The following is a 15,963-nucleotide window of genomic DNA, read 5'->3' as shown; positions in this document are numbered from 1 at the left end:
GCCTCAAAGGCCCGCGCCCGGTCGGTCCGGCGCGGCCGGGCGCTCGCAAGGCCCGCTCAGGTCAGGGAGTGGGCCACCCAGACGTTCGGCTCCACGTAGACGGCGTGGTCGTGCTCCACATCGCAGTGCACCGGCGTCAGCGCCCCCGGCACCTCCACCGGCCCCGACCGGTCGAACGGCAGGCCGGTCCAGGCCCGCCACTCCGCCAGCGTGCCCGGCACCACCATCGACCGGGGCGCCACCTTGACGATCTCGGCGCCCGCCCGTACGTGCACCCGCAGCCACGGGTCCTGGGGCAGGCCGTCGGGGCGGGTCCTGAAGGCGTACTCGCTCATGGGGGTGTGCGGTTCGAGGTGCTTGTGGTTGGGACGTACGGGGGCGACGAGCGTGCGGAAGCCGAGCCTGGCGGCATGCTCGCGCAGGGCGGCCACCATCAGCGCCGACAGGCCCCTGCCCTGCAGGTCGCGGCGGACGGTGATCTCCAGCGCGGAGACGGCGTCGGGCTCCTGGCCGCGCTCGCGGGCCAGCCAGCCCGCCCGGATCACGCCGTCCCAGCCGTCGTCGGGCAGGCCGTCGCCGCCGGACACGTACGGGATCAGGCACGCCCGCGCCACCGGCCGCCCGGGTTCCGCGTCGTCGTCGGCCACGAGCACGTGGTGCTGGTGGCGGGTGGTGACGAAGGGGTAGTAGAGATCCGCGATGGGGTCGTTCAGGACGAACTGCGCCCAGGTGTGCTCCATGTCCCACAGGGTCGCGGCGAACTCGGGACGCTCAGCGAGCGTGGTGATGCGGAGAGCCATGCTGATCATCTTGCACCGCGCAGCAGCCGAAAGTGCCCGAAATTTCAGCACTAAAGACCCCATACCAGGGGTGCGCTAGCGTCGGCGGCATGACAGAACTTGACGCCAGGCTACGAGCCATCACCGACCTGATCGTGGCCGAGGCGCGCGAGGGCGGCGGCAGGCACGAGTACGACGGCCGGATCCAGGACCTGTCGCCCGAGGGCGTACGGGCCGGGCTGGCGCGGCTCGGCGAGGGACCCGCGCCCGCTGACGCGCACGACGCCAGGCACCTACAGGTGTTCGAGGAGAGTCTGCGCACCCAGTTCGGCGAGCTGGAGCTGCACCGCAAGAACCCCCTGATCCACCTGTCCAACCTCGACCTCGCGTGCTACGACCGCGACTACGCGCCGGAGGAGGAGCGCGCGGCGGCCAAGGCGGCCCACCTCGCGCTCTGGCCCGAGGCCGTGGACCAGGCGCTCGCCTCGCTCGACCAGGTGCCGGCCCCGGTCGCGAAGTCACTGATCGGCGCGGTCAAGGGCCTCGCCGCCGGCATCACCGACGAGGCCGCGCTGGCCGCGCACGCCAGGCTCGTCGCGCACGTCGAGCGGGCCGCGCAGGAGGGCGACCCCGACGCGGCGCTCGGCGGCGACGCGCTCGCCCGGCTCATGGGCACCGCCGAGGGCCTGCCGGTGGACCTGGGCAGGCTGGCCGAGCGGGCCGACGCCGAACGCGACCGGCTGCTCGGCCTGCTCGCCGAGTCGTGCGCGAAGCTCGGGGAGACCGGCAGGCCCCCGCTCGACGTCGTACGCGAGCTGGTCAAGGACCACCCCGACGCCGACGGCGTCATCGAGGCCGCGCGGATCGGCACGGAGAAGGCCATCGCGTTCACCCGCGAGAAGGACCTCGTGCCCTACCACGACGGCGAGTGCCTGGTCGGCCTGGCGCCCGAGTCGCGCCGCTGGGCGATGGCCATGATGGCGTGGAACTCGCCCGGCGAGCCCGAGGGGCCGTCCTGGTACTACATCACGCCGCCCGAGCCCGACTGGCCCGAGCAGGAGCAGGAGGAGTGGCTGCAGGTCTTCAGCCGCACCACGCTGCCCGCCATCAACGTCCACGAGGTGGCGCCCGGGCACTTCTCGCACGCCAGGGCGCTGCGCCGGGCCCCGTCGGAGGTGCGCAGGCTGCTGCAGTCGATGGCGTTCGTCGAGGGCTGGGCGCACTACGCCGAGGAGCTGTGCGTCGAGGAGGGCTTCGGCGACGGCGACCCGCGCTTCGAGATCGGCGTCTGGGTGGAGGCGCTCATCCGCGTCACCCGGCTGGCCTGCGCGATCGGCGTGCACACCGGCCAGATGACGGTCGAGGAGGGCGCGCGCCGCTTCGAGTCGGACACCCACCTGGCCGGTCCCGCCGCGCTGTCGGAGGCGCGCCGGGCCACGTTCGACCCGACCTACGGCCGCTACACCTGGGGCAAGCTGCTCATCCTCGACCTGCGCGAGCGGGCGCGCAAGGAGTGGGGAGCGGGCTTCACCCTCCAGCGCTTCCACAAGGCCCTGTTCGATCTCGGCTCGCCGCCTCTGGGCCTGATGGACGCGGTGCTGTAGCGTCGCTCGGACTGATCGGGGAACGACCTATGGCGTGTCCCTAGGGAGGTCTGTACGTGCGCGAGCTCTCCGGCAAGGTCGCGGTGGTGACGGGTGCGGCCAGTGGCATCGGGAGGGCGCTCGCCCTCCGGTTCGCGGCAGAGGGAATGACGTTGATGCTCGCCGACGTGGACCACGGCGGGCTGGCGGAGACGGCGGCCATGTGCGGCGGCACGAAGGTGCTGACACAGATCACCGACGTGTCCGATGCCTCGTCCGTACGTCACCTCGCCGACCGCTGCTTCGGTGAGCTGCGCGCCGTGCACGTGCTCTGCAACAACGCGGGCGTCTTCCAGGGCGGCCACATGTGGACGCGGGACGAGGAGGACTTCTCCTGGCTGCTCGGCGTGAACCTGTGGGGCGTGCTGCACGGCATCCACTGGTTCGTGCCGCGCATGATCGAGCAGGACACCGAGGGACACGTCGTCAACACCGTCTCCGTGGCGGGACTGCTGGTGTCGCCGGGGACCGGCGGGTACGCGATGGCCAAGCACGCCGCGCTCGCCGCGTCCCTGGCGCTCGCCCAGGACCTGGCCGCGACGGGGTCGAAGCTGCGCGTCAGCGCGCTGTGCCCCGGCGCGGTCAGGACTCGCATCGCCGACTCCGACCGGTCGCGCCCGCCCACTCTGGCCACCACGCCCGCCGCGGACGAGGTGGCCGTCAAGGAGCGGATCGGCAAGGCGGCCGAGCGCGGCATGGAGCCGTCCGAGGTGGCCGACCTGGTGATCCAGGGCATCCGCGAGGAGCGGTTCCTGCTGCTGACCGACTCCTCGTACGCGGCGAGCCTGCGCCTGTACGTCGAGTCGCTGCTGACCGGTGAGGTGCCCGGCTACCAGTGACGGTCGTGCGCCAGCACGCGCACCACCCAGCGGCGCGGCTTGACCAGCAGGCGTACGGAGTCGCCGGGCAGCACGTCGCGGTAGAGGCTCTCGCCGACCCGGAAGCTGATCGCCTTCTCCGAGTGGCCGTCGTGCAGCGCGATGTAGTACTCCACCGACCGGCCCTGGTCGTCGGTGGTCTCATGGACCCAGCGCTTGACGACGTGCCCGGCGATCTCCTGGCGGCCCGAGCGGAGCGGCAGGTTGGCCGGCTCGATCTCGACGCCCTTCCAGCCGCTGCCGGTGAAGATCCACTCCTGGTTGCGGTTCGCCGGCGGCGATCCGGATCCGGCCACCTCCCGCCCGCGCCGGGTCAGCAGGAAGCCCTTGCCGTCCGACAGCAGCGAGACGCCCGCGACCATCGCCCCCACCGTCGCGATCCCCGCGGGCCAGGAGAAGAGCGCCACCACCACGGTCATGAACCAGGGGATGAACAGGGCCATGGTCAGCAGCACGGGGACGCCCATGCTGCCCCAGCGGTGGCGGGCCAGGCCGATCTCGATGGCGTGCTCCCGGACGAGCGGGACGAAACCCCGCTCCAGGTCCTCGGACTCGGGCACGAGGGCGATCACGGGCGCCCTCGGCGCTCCCGCCATGCGGACGCGCACCCGTTCGAGCACCCAGACCTCGTACGGGCGCAACGGCTCCGGCGGACGAATCGGGTTCAGCGACAGGCGGTCGCCGTCGATCGTCACCCAGCCGCGTCCTGCCAGCTCGAAGAGCACGGTGTAGAACACGTCCTGGGGACGCATGCCACGTAAGAGCTCGGCCACCGCCGCGGGCACCGGGTACGGGGGCGCCTCCTCGCCCCTGTCACGGCCCGACACCTTGAAGGCGGTGACCGTCGCGATGACCCACAGGGCCCACGCGATGGCCGGCCAGACAAGATCCATCGTTCTGTGTTAGCACGCCGGACCCGGCCAGGCCAGGTGCTCGAGCCGGGGCCGATAGACTGGGGTCACCGCTCTTCGCCTTGTCAGGGGGTTCTCACGGTGTCTGAATTCGACACGGTCTTGGTGGTCGACTTCGGCGCTCAATACGCGCAGCTGATCGCCAGGCGGGTGCGTGAGTGCCACGTCTACTCCGAGATCGTTCCCTCGACCATGCCGGTCGAGGAGATGATGGCGAAGAACCCCAAGGCGATCATCCTGTCGGGCGGTCCTTCGTCGGTCTACGCCGAGGGCGCGCCGCCGGTGCCCCACGGGCTGTTCGACACCGGCGTGCCCACGTTCGGCATCTGCTACGGCTTCCAGGCCATGGCGCAGGCGCTGGGCGGTGAGGTCAAGCGCACCGGCGCCGCCGAATACGGCGGCACCCCGCTCACGGTGCTCGACGAGGGCGCCATCTTCGCCGGGCTGCCGTCTTCGCAGACCGTGTGGATGTCCCACGGCGACAGCGTGGTCAAGGCCCCCGAGGGCTTCAAGGTGACCGCGTCCACCGAGCAGACTCCGGTGGCCGCGTTCGAGAGCGCCGAGCGCGGGCTCTACGGCGTGCAGTTCCACCCCGAGGTGCTCCACTCCGAGCACGGCCAGACGGTGCTCAAGCACTTCCTGGAGGCCGCGGGCTGCCGTCCCACGTGGACGATGCTCAACATCGTCGAAGACTCCATCGAGGCCGTGCGCCGCCAGGTCGGCGACGGCCGCGCCATCTGCGCGCTGTCCGGCGGCGTCGACTCCGCGGTGGCCGCCGCGATCGTCCAGCGCGCCATCGGTGACCGGCTGACCTGCGTCTTCGTCGACCACGGCCTGCTGCGCAAGGGCGAGGCCGAGCAGGTCGAGCGCGACTTCGTGGCCGCCACCGGCGTCAAGCTGCGGGTGGTCGACGCCTCCGACCGGTTCCTCAAGGCGCTCGAAGGGGTCACCGACCCGGAGGAGAAGCGGAAGATCATCGGGCGTGAGTTCATCCGCGTCTTTGAGGACGAGCAGCGCGCCATCATGGCCGACGGTCCCGTCGACTTCCTCGTCCAGGGCACGCTCTACCCCGACGTCGTCGAGTCCGGCGGCGGCACCGGCACCGCCAACATCAAGTCACACCACAATGTCGGCGGCCTGCCGGAAGACCTGCGGTTCACGCTGGTCGAGCCGCTGCGCTCGCTGTTCAAGGACGAAGTCCGCAGGGCCGGCGAAGAGCTGGGCCTGCCGGCCGCGATGGTGTGGCGGCAGCCGTTCCCCGGGCCTGGGCTCGCGATCCGCATCGTCGGCGAGGTCACCGGCGAGCGGCTGGCCATCCTGCGCGAGGCCGACGCCATCGCCCGCGAGGAGCTGTCGCGGGCGGGTCTCGACCGGCAGATCTGGCAGTGCCCCGTCGTGCTGCTGGCCGACGTGCGGTCGGTGGGCGTGCAGGGCGACGGACGTACGTACGGCCACCCGATCGTGCTGCGCCCCGTCACCTCCGAGGACGCGATGACCGCCGACTGGGCGCGGGTGCCCTACGACGTGCTGTCGCGCATCTCCACCCGCATCACCAACGAGGTACGCGAGGTCAACCGCGTGGTGCTCGACGTGACGAGCAAGCCGCCGGGCACCATCGAGTGGGAGTGACCCGGCGCTGAGCCGGGCCCCGCGACCTCGCGTCCGGCGCCCGGCTCCGTTCCTGTGACCTCATGCCCGGTGCCTGGCGCGGTCCGTCTGGTTCGCCTGGTTCACGTGGCCCTGCCCTCGCGGGGTCAGGCGACGGGGGCCTTGCCCGCGCCCGGCTCGGGGGCCGGTGCCGGCTGGGCGGCGGCGGGCTTGATGTGCTTGGGCAGCAGGGTCAGTGCCGCCACCAGGGCGAGCAGGGCGAGGCCCGCCGATCCGGCGAACGCCGCGTGATAGCCCGACACCAGCGCCTGCGGCGTGGGCTCGTCGCCCGAGACGGCCGCGGCGACCGTGGCCAGAGCGGCGATGCCGACCGAGATGCCCACCTGCGTGGTCGTGTTGAACAGCCCGGAGGCCATGCCCGCCTCGTCGGGCGCCGCCTGCGATGTGGCGGCCACGGTGACCGCGCCGATGAGCAGGCCGAAGCCGAAGCCGCCGAGCAGCTCGGGCGCGAGCAGCGTGGTCAGGAAGTCGCCACGTACGTCGATGCGCTGGTAGAGCAGGCCGCCCGCGGTGATGGAGACGAGGCCGGCGACGGTCGTGGCGCGCACGCCGTACCGGGTGAGCACGCGGCCGCCGAGGAACGACGAGGTCAGCGCGATCGTCACCGAGATGGCGACCACCGACATGGCCGACCGGGTGGCGCTGTAGCCGAGCACGTCCTGCGTGTAGAGGGTGAGCAGGAAGAAGATCGGCTGCATGGAGGCGGCTACCAGCATAATGATCACGTTGCCGGCCGCCAGCGTACGGCGGCGGAAGACGTCCAGGGGCACCAGCGGGTTGGCCGAACGCCGCTCGACGAGCAGGAACGCGGCGATGAGCACGAGCGAAAGCGCACCGAGCCCGAGAGTCCTGGCCGACGCCCAGCCGGCCTCCGTGGCGTCCGTCAGCGTGTAGATGAGCAGGCCGAGCCCGGCGGTCGAGGTGAGCGCCCCGGCCACGTCGAAGCCGCGCCCGGCGCCCGCTCCGCGCACGGCCGGCAGCATCACCAGCGCGAGCCCGCCGACGGCGAGCCCGATCGGCGTGTTGACCAGGAACACCGCACGCCAGCCGAACCAGTCGGTGAGCAGCCCGCCGAGCACCACGCCCGCGGACGCGCCCATGCCGCCGACCGCTCCCCACAGCCCCATGGCCTTGTTCAGCGCCGGGTCACCCCGGAAGATCCCCATCACCAGCGACATGCCCGCCGGCGCCACGATCGCGCCCGTGAGACCCTGCACCGCGCGTACGGCGACCAGCACCCCGCCCGACGACGCCACGCCGCCGATCAGCGACACCAGCCCGAACGTGAGCATCCCGGCGACGAACATCCGCCGCCGCCCCAAGTAGTCGGCGAGCCGCCCGCCGAGCAGCAGCAGCCCGCCGAACACCAGCGAGTACGCCGTCGTCGTCCACGACAGGTCCTGCGCCGTCATCCCGAGCTCGCGGCCCATCGGCGGCAGCGCGATGCCCACGATCGTGGTGTCGAGGATGAGCACGAACTGGGTGGCGGCGAGCAACGAGAACGCCGCCCACTTGTTCTTCATGGCCGAACTCCCTAAGGGAACGATTTGTAACGGTGGCCATGATGTGTGACCATCGAGGTCACCCGGAAGAAGGCACTTTCATGTATCAGGGGAACATCGCTGTACCAGAGCAGCTCAGGACGATCGAGGACGCCGAATTCCTCATCGAGAGCGGAGAGTGTCCCGTCCCGCCCCGCGAGATCCTCGACAGGATCGCGGGCAAGTGGGCGATCTTCATCATCGTGGCGACCGCCCGCGCGCCCCGGCGCTTCACCGAGCTGGAGCGGCTCATCGAGGGCATCAGCCGCCGCATGCTCACCCTGACCCTGCGCAACCTGGAGCGCGACGGCCTGCTCGAACGCACGGTCTATCCGACGGTGCCGCCCAAGGTGGAGTACCGCGCCACCGACATGGCGCTGGAGCTGTACGAGGCGATGCTCACGCTGACCAACTGGTCGCGCAAGTACAGCTCCGCCGTGGCGGAGGCCAGGCGGCGCTACGACGAGCGCCAGGCCGCCGAATGCGACCGGCTCTGACCTCCGCGCGCGCCTGAAGCAGGCGCGGCGGCTCCTCGGCGGAGACCTGCCGCCTGAAACGGGGACGGCGGCTCCTCGGCGGAGACCCCCGCCTGAAGCAGGGGCGGCGGCTCCTCGGCGGAGACCTGCCGCCCGGTGCCGCGCCGCCGCGCCCGGCGGCGCGGCACCAGGCCGCCCAGCAGCAGCGGCACCAGCAGCGCCCCGGTGAGAATGGGCGCGGCCATGTAGCGGAAGTCCTGCGCCGAAATGTTGGCGAGGACCGCGAGCTGCTGGCCGGCGACCACGGCGGCGACGCCGAGCGCGTAGCGGTTGCGCCGCGTCAGCGCGGCCAGCGCCGCCGCCGCGTACGACAGGTACGCCCACGACGCCCCGCGCCACAGCACCCAGTCCCACTGCGGGGTGAGCGCGCCGGCCAGCCACGGCGACGCCACCTGGTACAGCTCCATGGACAGCGGGCGCAGCGAGAACACCCCGCGCCCGGGGAAGTCGGTGACCTTGCCGGGGCCGACGTAGGTGTCGGCGTTCGGCCGCAGCGACAGCCGGTAGGTGGCGCCGCCGGTCGCCGCCGCGTCGGCCACCGGCCGCCAGGCGATCGCGCCCCGGCACAGCCTGGCCCGCACCACCAGCTCGGGGTCGGTGACCAGCAGCCGCCGCCACAGGTCGAGCAGCTCGCCCGCGCGCATGTCGGCCTGCCGCCAGTCGAAGTCGCGCCGCCAGATCAGCGGGTTGATCGTGTAGCAGGTGCCGCCCTCCCACCAGCGGCGCAGCGGAGCGACCGAGCTCATCAGGCCGATGTCCCCCGGCGTGAACAACTCGGGGCGCTCCCGGTAGGCGACCGCGATGTCGCCGAAGGCGGTGTGGTAGACGTACGTCGGCGACGGGGCCACGATTCCGGCCCGCGGGTAGACGTAACCGGTGAGCACCAGGGGGAGCGAGGCGGCGAGCAGCCCGGTCAGCAGCAGGAGCACGCGCCTGGTCGTGACGATCACCACCAGCGCCAGCACGGTGACGCCCGCGATGAGGAAGCCGTTCGCGCGAAAGAGCCCGAGCAGCGCGAACAGCGCGCCGAGCCCGGCCAGCGCGGGCAGGGTGACGGCGCGCCTGGCCGCGATCCGCGCGCACGTGGCGGCGATCGCCACCGCGCAGATCGTGAACGGCACGTCCTTCCACAACGTCACCGTGAACGCGCCCACCGGCGGCGCGAGCGGCATCAGCATCGCCACCGCGGTCGTGAGCAGGCGCGGCGCGCCCAGCCGTTTCACCGACTGCGCCAGGTACGTCAGTGCCCCGGCCATGGCCGTCGTCTGGGCGAACGTCACGGCCCCGAGGTCGCCGGTCCCGGTGAAGCTCAGCCACAGCAGCGCGTCGTAGAGCACCGAGTGGTCGGCCACCCAGGGCCCGGCCACCGTGTGGCTGAGATAGAGCACCGAGTCGCGGCTGAACAGGCCGGGATAGAACGCCGCCCACCAGCAGCCGAGCACCGCCTGGACGATCAGGAAGGTCGCGAGCGCGACCCAGGGCCGGCCGGGCCGGGTGTCACTCCCCATGGTTCCCGTCTCGTGCTGCGGGAGCGCCTACTTCCTGAAGTAGCTCTCTCCGGCCACCGGACCCTTACCGCGCAGCAGCGTCGGCACGGTGACGAGGTGGTAGCCGCGCTTCTTGAGCTCCTTGAGGATCTCCGGCATCACCTGCACGGTCTGCGGCACCACGTCGTGCATGAGGATCACGCCGTCGCGCTTGGCCAGCTTCAGCACGGCAGCCTTGATCTTCTTCTTGTCGCGCAGGCTCCAGTCGAGCGTGCTGCCCGTCCAGAGGATCTGCGAGAGATCGTTCTGGTACGCGAAGTTCAGCACCCGGTCGTCGGTCTGGCCGTACGGCGGGCGGAACATCGTGGGCCGCTGACCGGTGACCTTCTGGATGGCCTGCTGGGCGAGCTTCAGCTCCTCGTTGATCTCGTCGTCGGAGCGGTGGGGCAGCGCGGCGTGCGAGTAGGAGTGGTTGCCGATCGCGTGTCCCTTGGCGAGGATCTGCCTGGCGATCTTGGGGTGTTTCTCGGCCCGCCTGCCCACGAGGAAGAACGTGGCCTTCGCGCCTGCCTTCTGCAGCGTCTTGAGCAGGGCGGGGGTGTAGGTGCCGGGCCCGTCATCGAACGTCAGGGCCAGACACTTGACCCGGGAGCAGTCGGTGGCGGCAGGCGCCTGCGCGGGCACGGAGGTCAAGGCCAGAGAGGCCGCGATAAGGGCATGAATCACCACATGCGCAAGCCTAGAGCCAACCAAGGGCCCCTCATGTGGCGGCAATGTCTCGTTCTGAACACCGATGAGCGCTGAGGCGGCGCGCGTGGCTTCCGGCGCGAGGCGCTGGGGCGTGCGGGTTCGTCGGCGCGAGGCGCGGGGCGGCGGAGTTCGTCCGTGCGAGGCGCTGGGGTGTGGGGGTTGGTCGGCGCGAGGCGTGGGGGCGCGGGGCGGGGACTCTTCGGCGCGGTGACGTGCCGCTGCCGGGGCGGCGGTGAGGTCCGTCAGCGGCGGAGGCGGGCGCGCAGGAACAGCGTGACGCCCTTCAGCGACCGCACCGGCAGCCACCGCTCGGCCTTGACGACCGCCGACAGCCCGGCGTTGACGGGGAACGGCAGCCTGCGCAGGTCGCTGCCCTCCGAGCGGCGCCGGTGCATGGCGACGAGGGGCCGCAGCAGCACGTTCCAGCTCCACACCCGCTCGACGGTCAGCCCGGCCTTCTCGACGACGACGGTGAGCGTGTCGCGGTCGTAGCGGCGTACGTGGCCGACGGCCTCGTCATGCGCCGACCACAGCGCCATGTCGCACGGCACCGCGATCAGCGCGTGCCCGCCGGGCGCGAGCACCCGCGCGATCTCGGCGGCGACCAGGTCGTCCTCGCGGATATGCTCGAGCACGTCGAACGCGGTCACCAGGTCCATGCTGCCCGCCAGGAACGGCAGCGCCCGCGCGTCGGCGCATACCGCGTCGAGCCCGCGCTCTCTGGCCGACTCCACCGCTTCGGGGGAGGTGTCGGCCGCCGTCGCGGCCCAGCCCGCCTCGGCCAGCACCCGCGTGTTGCCGCCGCCCGCCGCGCCGATGTCGAGCGCCCGGCCCGGCCGGCCCAGCCGGCGGAGCTGGGCGCGCAGGATGGCCCGCCGTTCGCGGTACCACCAGTGCGTGTCCTCCACCGCGACCAGCCGGCGGATCTCTGAGCGTTCCATCGGGTCAGTTCCTCGTGTCAATTCCTCGTGCGTGACAGGACGCAGCGGTCGAGTGCGGCGAAGCGGAGCAGGGTGAGCAGGCAGTACGTGGTGACGATCGCGCTCACCTCGGCCGCGAGCCCGGCCCACGGCGGCACGCTCAGCAGCGCGAGCGTGGTCAGCACGTACGTGGCGGCGACGAGCACGGGGCCGCGCAGCCGCATCGCGGCCCGCAGCCCGCAGGTCCAGCGCCGGTTGACCGCCAGCGTGCACAGCCCGGTGAGCACGAGCGCGCCCAGGTTGGCGGGCACCGGCGGCCAGAGGCCGCGCAGCGGCAGGTAGAGCAGCGCGTACAGGACGGCGGAGACGGTGCCGATGGCGGCGAAGGAGGTGATGGCGGCGCTGGTCACCACGCGCGGGGCGACCGGGGCCGGGCTCGGGTGCACGGGCGCCGGGTCGGGCCTGCGCACCTCGACGTCCGCGCGGCCGCGCGCCATCGACCAGGCGAGCCTGGCCAGCCCCTTGAGGTCGTCGAGCGCCGTCCTGAACACCTGGACGCGGGAGTCGGCGTCCTCGATCCAGTCCACCGGCACCTCGTGCACCCGCAGCCCGTTGTGCTCGGCGAGCAGCAGCAGCTCGGTGTCGAAGAACCAGGAGTCGTCCTTGACCCGGCTGAGCAGCGGCCTGACCACGTCGGCCCTGACCGCCTTGAACCCGCACTGGGCGTCGCTGAAGCGGGCGCCGAAGCCGTATCTGAGCAGGGCGTTGTAGCCGCGCGAGACGATCTCCCTGCGCAGCGAGCGCCGGGTCCGCGCGCCGTGTGCGAGCCGGGTGCCGATCGCGATGTCGGAGTGCCCGCTCGCCACCGCGGCGAGCAGCGGAAACAGCGCGTCGAGGTCGGTGGACAGATCCACGTCCATGTACGCGACGATGTCGGCGGGGCTGGACCGCCAGGCCGCCCGCAGCGCCGCGCCCCGCCCCCTGACCTCCAGCCGCCTGGCGTGCACCTCCGCGAACTCGCCGGCCAGCGCCGCCGCGATCCGCCACGTGCCGTCGGTGCTGCCATTGTCCACGATCGTGATGCGCCACGGCAGCGGGAAGCCGTCGAGGTAGTTGATCAGTGTGCGCACGCAGCCGGGCAGGGCGCGCTCCTCGTTGAGCACGGGGATGACGATGTCCACGCTCGCCGGGCGGCCGGCCTGCTGGTACGCCGGGCGGCGCACGGGGCGGACCGCCTTGCGGGGCACCGGGGCGTGGAGGCGGGGGCTCGGCTCCAGGGCGGCACGGGTCTCCATAGATCCCCCTGATGTTGCTCGTTGCCGTGAATCCACGACGATGGTGCTGGCGAAGTCAGGCGCGCCGGACGCGTTTCTCCGCGGCATTCCGCGGCGCGGTGCAAGCCTTTACCTTCGCCGCTCGCCTGAGCCGTCTACCTGAGCCGCCTGCTTGAGCCGTCTACCTGGGCCGTCCGCCTGAGCCGGCGCTAGCGGAGCTGGTAGATCGAGGTGGTCGCGTTGCGGAAGCGCAGCCTGGCGTGCCCGTCCAGCTCGGGTCTGATCCCGGTGAACAGCCAGCGCACGCCGTAGGTCTCGGCCAGCCGCCGCACGTTCTCCGCCGTGGGGGTCAGGAACGCGGCGTCGTTGGCGGCCAGCCGCTGCCGGTCGGCGTACGGCACCGCGAGGTAGGACCGGTGGCCGGCCGCCCTGGACAGCGTGCTCTCCGCGTACGCCCAGCCTTCGACCAGCACCCGCCGCTCGCTGAACGCCGAGACGTGGAAATGCCTGCTGTCGCACACCCGCCAGCGGGGGTGGAGGCAGTGCAGGTCGGTGGCCACGACGTCGCCGGGCGATGAGTGGCCGCGCAGCCAGCGCCCGGCCTCCAGCGCGCCCTTGGGGATCAGCCGGGGCCGCCGCTCCTCCGGGGTGACGTGCGCGGCCATCACGCGTACGGAGGTGGGCAGCGCGTACCCGATGAGCAGCGCCACCACCGCGAGCAGGGGCCCGCGCCGCCGCAGCAGCCACCAGGCGACGACCGCCGCCACCACGAGCACCGCGTACGGCAGCACCACCCGCGCAAGCCGCCCGCCGCCGAACCCCGCGGCCGAGACCAGCAGCGCGCCCGCCGCCCCCAGACCGGCCAGGCAGGCAGCCCGCGCCCATGGCACCGGCCGTGCGGCGAGCATCCCGCACACCGCCGCGATCGACAGGTACGGCCGCGCGCCCTCCAGGAAGTAGAGCTGCGACTGCGCCGGATGCCCGAGCAGCACCACCGCGCCGATCCCGGCCGCCCCGACCCCCAGCATGAGCAGCAGCGGCGGCTCCAGCGCCCGCCGCCCCAGCCCGGCGGCCCCGCCCCACACGCAGACCAGGCAGAACAGGTGCACCACGGTCAGCACCGCCAGGACCGCGATCGGCGCCCGCGGTCCCCAGAGCGCGCGCATGGTGGCGAACGGGTCGAGCGCCGTGCCCTGGGCGGCGCCGCCGTACAGGACGACATGTGCGAACACCAGGAAACCCAGAGCCAGTCCCGCCGCGCTCAGCCATCGCCACGGCACCCGCCGCTGCACCGCCCACCGTACGGCCACGACCAGCGCCAGCCCGGCCAGCAGCAGCGGCAGGTACGTGGCCTTCGCCCCGCCCAGCACCGCGAGCAGCACCACCAGCGCCGCCCACCGCACCCGAGGCGCGAGGAGCACCGTCATCACGGCCGCGAACAGCAGCGCGCCGAACGTCTGCGTCGGGCTCGCCCAGACCGTGAACATCGACCGCGAGCTGAACACCACCCCAAGCACCAGCTCCGGGCTGAACAGGAAGTACGTCACCCCGGCCGCCGCCGCCCCCGCGCCCCAGCTCCCGCCTGCCCTGCGCCCCAGCACCGCCACCAGCACGACGGTCGCCGCCGCCATGGGCAGCGTGCCCAGCCCGTAGACCAGCGTCAGCGGCTCGATGCCGGTGACCCAGCTCGTGGCCGCCAGCTCGGCGTAGACGAACCAGTGGTAGGGCAGTGGCTCGCCCAGCACCACCGGCAGCGCGGGCGGCATGTGATGCCGCAGCTCGCCGACCAGCGCCAGGTGGTAGGGCATGTCCACGTACGCGGCCCGCACCGGCACCCCGTACAGGTGCACCGCGCTCCACACGATGAGGAACGCCACGATCCCGGCAAGCAGCCACGCGCACCACGGCGGCACCCGCTCGCTCAGCGCGGGCCCGCGCCAGTGCCGCCGCAGCCGGGGCACGCACGAAAACGCCGCCACCACGGCGACCGGCGCGACCAGCACCAGCAGCGGCCGTCCTGCGGCGCGGGCGGGGATGTAGGCGAGCACCTCGACCGCGTAGCCCATGGCCAGGCCCGCCGCGAGGTCCTCGGCCATCGACCGGCCGCCGCCCGCCAGCGCCCGCCACAGCAGCGTGCCCGGCAGCACCAGACCGAGTCCGGCGTACGCGGCGAAGATCGCCAGGTCGCGCCAGGACACCCCACACCACAGGAACGCCGCTGCGGCGAGCGCGCACACCAGCGCCGCCGGAGCCCACCCGGAGCCGAGCCCGCGCCCCCTGGACATCGACAGGCGGACCAGCGCGCTCGCGGGCGGGGCCAGCGTCATCCGATGACGGTCACCAGACGCGTGAACTCGGCCGGCAGATCGACGCCGTCCCACACCCGGTGGAAGCTCAGCGCGCTGCCCACCGGCACCATGCGATCGACGCCCCGCCCGGCCAGGTCGCGCGCCAGCTCCTCCAGCTCGCCCCTGCCGAACCCGAAGTGGGTCATCGTCTGGTCCCGCCGCTCGACCAGCGCCACCAGCTCCGCCAGCGACTCCAGCCTGGCGTGCGCGAACGTGCCCGCGCCCAGCCAGCGCCGGGGCGCCGCCGCCGCGGCCGACAGGCGCACGCAGGCCAGCGCGTTGCCGTGGAACTCCACGCTCTCCGCCAGCCCGTCGGCCGCCAGCCCGTACGTGGACACCCGCTTCTCCACCGCCATCGCCGCATCGACACCCCACCCGCGTACGGTCACCACCCGCGACACGTGCCCGGTGAAATCGGCCCGCGCCGCCTCGCAGTCGTCCTCGTCCCCGACCCAGAACACCGTGCGCGGCGACGAGCAGGCCGCCTGGTCGAACCAGTAGGTGTCGTTGACGAACCCCTCCGCGATCGACACCCGCGCCGCCCTCGGCGCGCACAGCCAGGCCGCCGCCCGCATCACCGCGAACGACGAGCGGTCGGGGAAGGTCAGGTCGCGGGCGTGCGGGGCCAGGGGGTGGCGGCGGATCTCGCGTACGGCTTCGTCGCCGCCCCACACCACCCGCAGGTCGCAGGCCGCCGACAGCGCGGCCGTGACCTCGTCGGAGCGGTGGTAGGAGATGATGCGCTGGGTCGCCGCCACCACCGGGTCGGCGGCGGCCAGCGTCTCGTGCAGCGTCTCCAGGATGGCCTGCGCCACCGTGCCCGAGCGGGGCGACAGGCGCACGACGTTGCGGTTGCCCATCAGCGCCGACAGCGCCCACGAGTAGACGAAGACCGTGTCGACGTTCGCGGGCGGCAGGTGGAAGATCAGGCCGCGCGGGACGCGTACGTGCTCGCCGCCCAGCTCCGCCACCGTACGGGCCAGCTCGCTCGGACGCAGGAAGAAGCCCAGCGAGCCCAGCTCGGGGTGGCGGCGGGCGAGCGCCGGCCGCAGCAGCCGCCTGCCGAACGCCGCCAGGAAGTCCCTGATCCGCTCGTCGCCCATTTGGAGCGAGTCGTCGGCGAGCTGCTTCAGCAACTCCTCGACCGGCACGGCCGCCCCCTTGGGGAACAGCACGTCAACGGTCTGGGGGCTTTGGTCGCGCCCGGGGCGGGCGTCGCGGGGGAGAG

General features: G+C 72.7%; 13 protein-coding genes. 4 read left to right on the top strand and 9 right to left on the bottom strand.

The window, feature by feature from the left end:
• Positions 1-56: 56 nt before the first annotated feature.
• Entirely contained in the window at positions 57-800 is a 744-nt protein-coding gene (locus WBK31_RS31335) for an N-acetyltransferase (protein ID WP_364068522.1), read from the bottom strand.
• A gap of 89 nt (positions 801-889) precedes the next feature.
• Between WBK31_RS31335 and WBK31_RS31330 the strand changes: the two genes are divergently transcribed.
• A complete protein-coding gene (locus WBK31_RS31330) occupies positions 890-2,383 on the top strand; it encodes a DUF885 family protein (RefSeq protein ID WP_364068520.1) in 1,494 nt (497 codons plus the stop codon).
• 56 nt (positions 2,384-2,439) lie between these two features.
• Positions 2,440-3,261 (top strand): SDR family NAD(P)-dependent oxidoreductase, encoded by an 822-nt coding sequence (locus tag WBK31_RS31325; RefSeq protein ID WP_364068518.1) that lies wholly within the window; start codon positions 2,440-2,442, stop codon positions 3,259-3,261.
• Here WBK31_RS31325 and WBK31_RS31320 read toward each other — a convergent pair.
• Complete coding sequence (locus WBK31_RS31320) at positions 3,252-4,193, bottom strand: hypothetical protein (protein ID WP_364068516.1); 942 nt, start codon at positions 4,191-4,193, stop codon at positions 3,252-3,254. The genes WBK31_RS31325 and WBK31_RS31320 overlap by 10 nt on opposite strands.
• Positions 4,194-4,292: 99 nt before the next feature.
• Here WBK31_RS31320 and guaA point away from each other — a divergent pair, with 99 nt between their 5' ends.
• Positions 4,293-5,840 (top strand): glutamine-hydrolyzing GMP synthase, encoded by a 1,548-nt coding sequence (guaA, locus tag WBK31_RS31315; RefSeq protein WP_364068514.1) that lies wholly within the window; start codon positions 4,293-4,295, stop codon positions 5,838-5,840.
• Positions 5,841-5,965: 125 nt separating this feature from the next.
• Here the strand turns inward: guaA and WBK31_RS31310 are convergent, their stop codons facing one another.
• Positions 5,966-7,402, bottom strand: coding sequence for an MFS transporter (locus WBK31_RS31310; protein WP_364068512.1), 1,437 nt, complete (start codon positions 7,400-7,402; stop codon positions 5,966-5,968).
• 80 nt (positions 7,403-7,482) lie between these two features.
• Between WBK31_RS31310 and WBK31_RS31305 the strand changes: the two genes are divergently transcribed.
• Positions 7,483-7,917: a helix-turn-helix domain-containing protein gene (locus WBK31_RS31305; protein ID WP_364068510.1), complete on the top strand. Its 435-nt coding sequence runs from the start codon at positions 7,483-7,485 to the stop codon at positions 7,915-7,917.
• Here WBK31_RS31305 and WBK31_RS31300 read toward each other — a convergent pair.
• The 6 genes from WBK31_RS31300 to WBK31_RS31275 all read right to left on the bottom strand — a co-directional run bounded on the left by WBK31_RS31300 (position 7,878) and on the right by WBK31_RS31275 (position 15,910).
• Positions 7,878-9,464, bottom strand: a complete 1,587-nt coding sequence (locus WBK31_RS31300; RefSeq protein ID WP_406673582.1) for a hypothetical protein — start codon at positions 9,462-9,464, stop codon at positions 7,878-7,880. The two genes, WBK31_RS31305 and WBK31_RS31300, sit on opposite strands and share 40 nt — an antisense overlap.
• Positions 9,465-9,491: 27 nt before the next feature.
• Positions 9,492-10,169, bottom strand: a complete 678-nt coding sequence (locus WBK31_RS31295) for a polysaccharide deacetylase family protein (RefSeq protein ID WP_406673581.1) — start codon at positions 10,167-10,169, stop codon at positions 9,492-9,494.
• A 266-nt stretch (positions 10,170-10,435) separates the two neighbouring features.
• On the bottom strand, positions 10,436-11,134 hold the full coding sequence (locus tag WBK31_RS31290) for a class I SAM-dependent methyltransferase (RefSeq protein WP_364068504.1): 699 nt from the start codon (positions 11,132-11,134) through the stop codon (positions 10,436-10,438).
• Between the two features lie 17 nt (positions 11,135-11,151).
• Positions 11,152-12,408 (bottom strand): glycosyltransferase, encoded by a 1,257-nt coding sequence (locus WBK31_RS31285; protein ID WP_364068502.1) that lies wholly within the window; start codon positions 12,406-12,408, stop codon positions 11,152-11,154.
• Positions 12,409-12,596: 188 nt separating this feature from the next.
• Positions 12,597-14,714, bottom strand: a complete 2,118-nt coding sequence (locus WBK31_RS31280; protein WP_364068500.1) for a hypothetical protein — start codon at positions 14,712-14,714, stop codon at positions 12,597-12,599.
• Positions 14,711-15,910, bottom strand: a complete 1,200-nt coding sequence (locus WBK31_RS31275; RefSeq protein ID WP_406673580.1) for an acyl-CoA reductase — start codon at positions 15,908-15,910, stop codon at positions 14,711-14,713. The genes WBK31_RS31280 and WBK31_RS31275 overlap by 4 nt, the downstream gene beginning before the upstream one ends.
• Positions 15,911-15,963: the final 53 nt, after the last annotated feature.

Source organism: Nonomuraea sp. N2-4H (assembly GCF_045291505.1).
In the GTDB taxonomy this organism is placed as follows: Bacteria; Actinomycetota; Actinomycetes; order Streptosporangiales; family Streptosporangiaceae; genus Nonomuraea; species Nonomuraea fastidiosa.
This window is presented reverse-complemented; position numbering and strand designations above follow the sequence as displayed.

Excerpts from the sequence above, each read along its gene's own strand:
- WBK31_RS31335 (WP_364068522.1), bottom strand. The coding sequence starts at position 800 with ATGGCTCTCCGCATCACCACGCTCGCTGAGCGTCCCGAGTTCGCCGCG.
- WBK31_RS31330 (WP_364068520.1), top strand. The coding sequence starts at position 890 with ATGACAGAACTTGACGCCAGGCTACGAGCCATCACCGACCTGATCGTG.
- WBK31_RS31320 (WP_364068516.1), bottom strand. The coding sequence starts at position 4,193 with ATGGATCTTGTCTGGCCGGCCATCGCGTGGGCCCTGTGGGTCATCGCG.
- WBK31_RS31310 (WP_364068512.1), bottom strand. The coding sequence starts at position 7,402 with ATGAAGAACAAGTGGGCGGCGTTCTCGTTGCTCGCCGCCACCCAGTTC.
- WBK31_RS31305 (WP_364068510.1), top strand. The coding sequence starts at position 7,483 with ATGTATCAGGGGAACATCGCTGTACCAGAGCAGCTCAGGACGATCGAG.
- WBK31_RS31300 (WP_406673582.1), bottom strand. The coding sequence starts at position 9,464 with ATGGGGAGTGACACCCGGCCCGGCCGGCCCTGGGTCGCGCTCGCGACC.
- WBK31_RS31290 (WP_364068504.1), bottom strand. The coding sequence starts at position 11,134 with ATGGAACGCTCAGAGATCCGCCGGCTGGTCGCGGTGGAGGACACGCAC.
- WBK31_RS31285 (WP_364068502.1), bottom strand. The coding sequence starts at position 12,408 with ATGGAGACCCGTGCCGCCCTGGAGCCGAGCCCCCGCCTCCACGCCCCG.
- WBK31_RS31280 (WP_364068500.1), bottom strand. The coding sequence starts at position 14,714 with ATGACGCTGGCCCCGCCCGCGAGCGCGCTGGTCCGCCTGTCGATGTCC.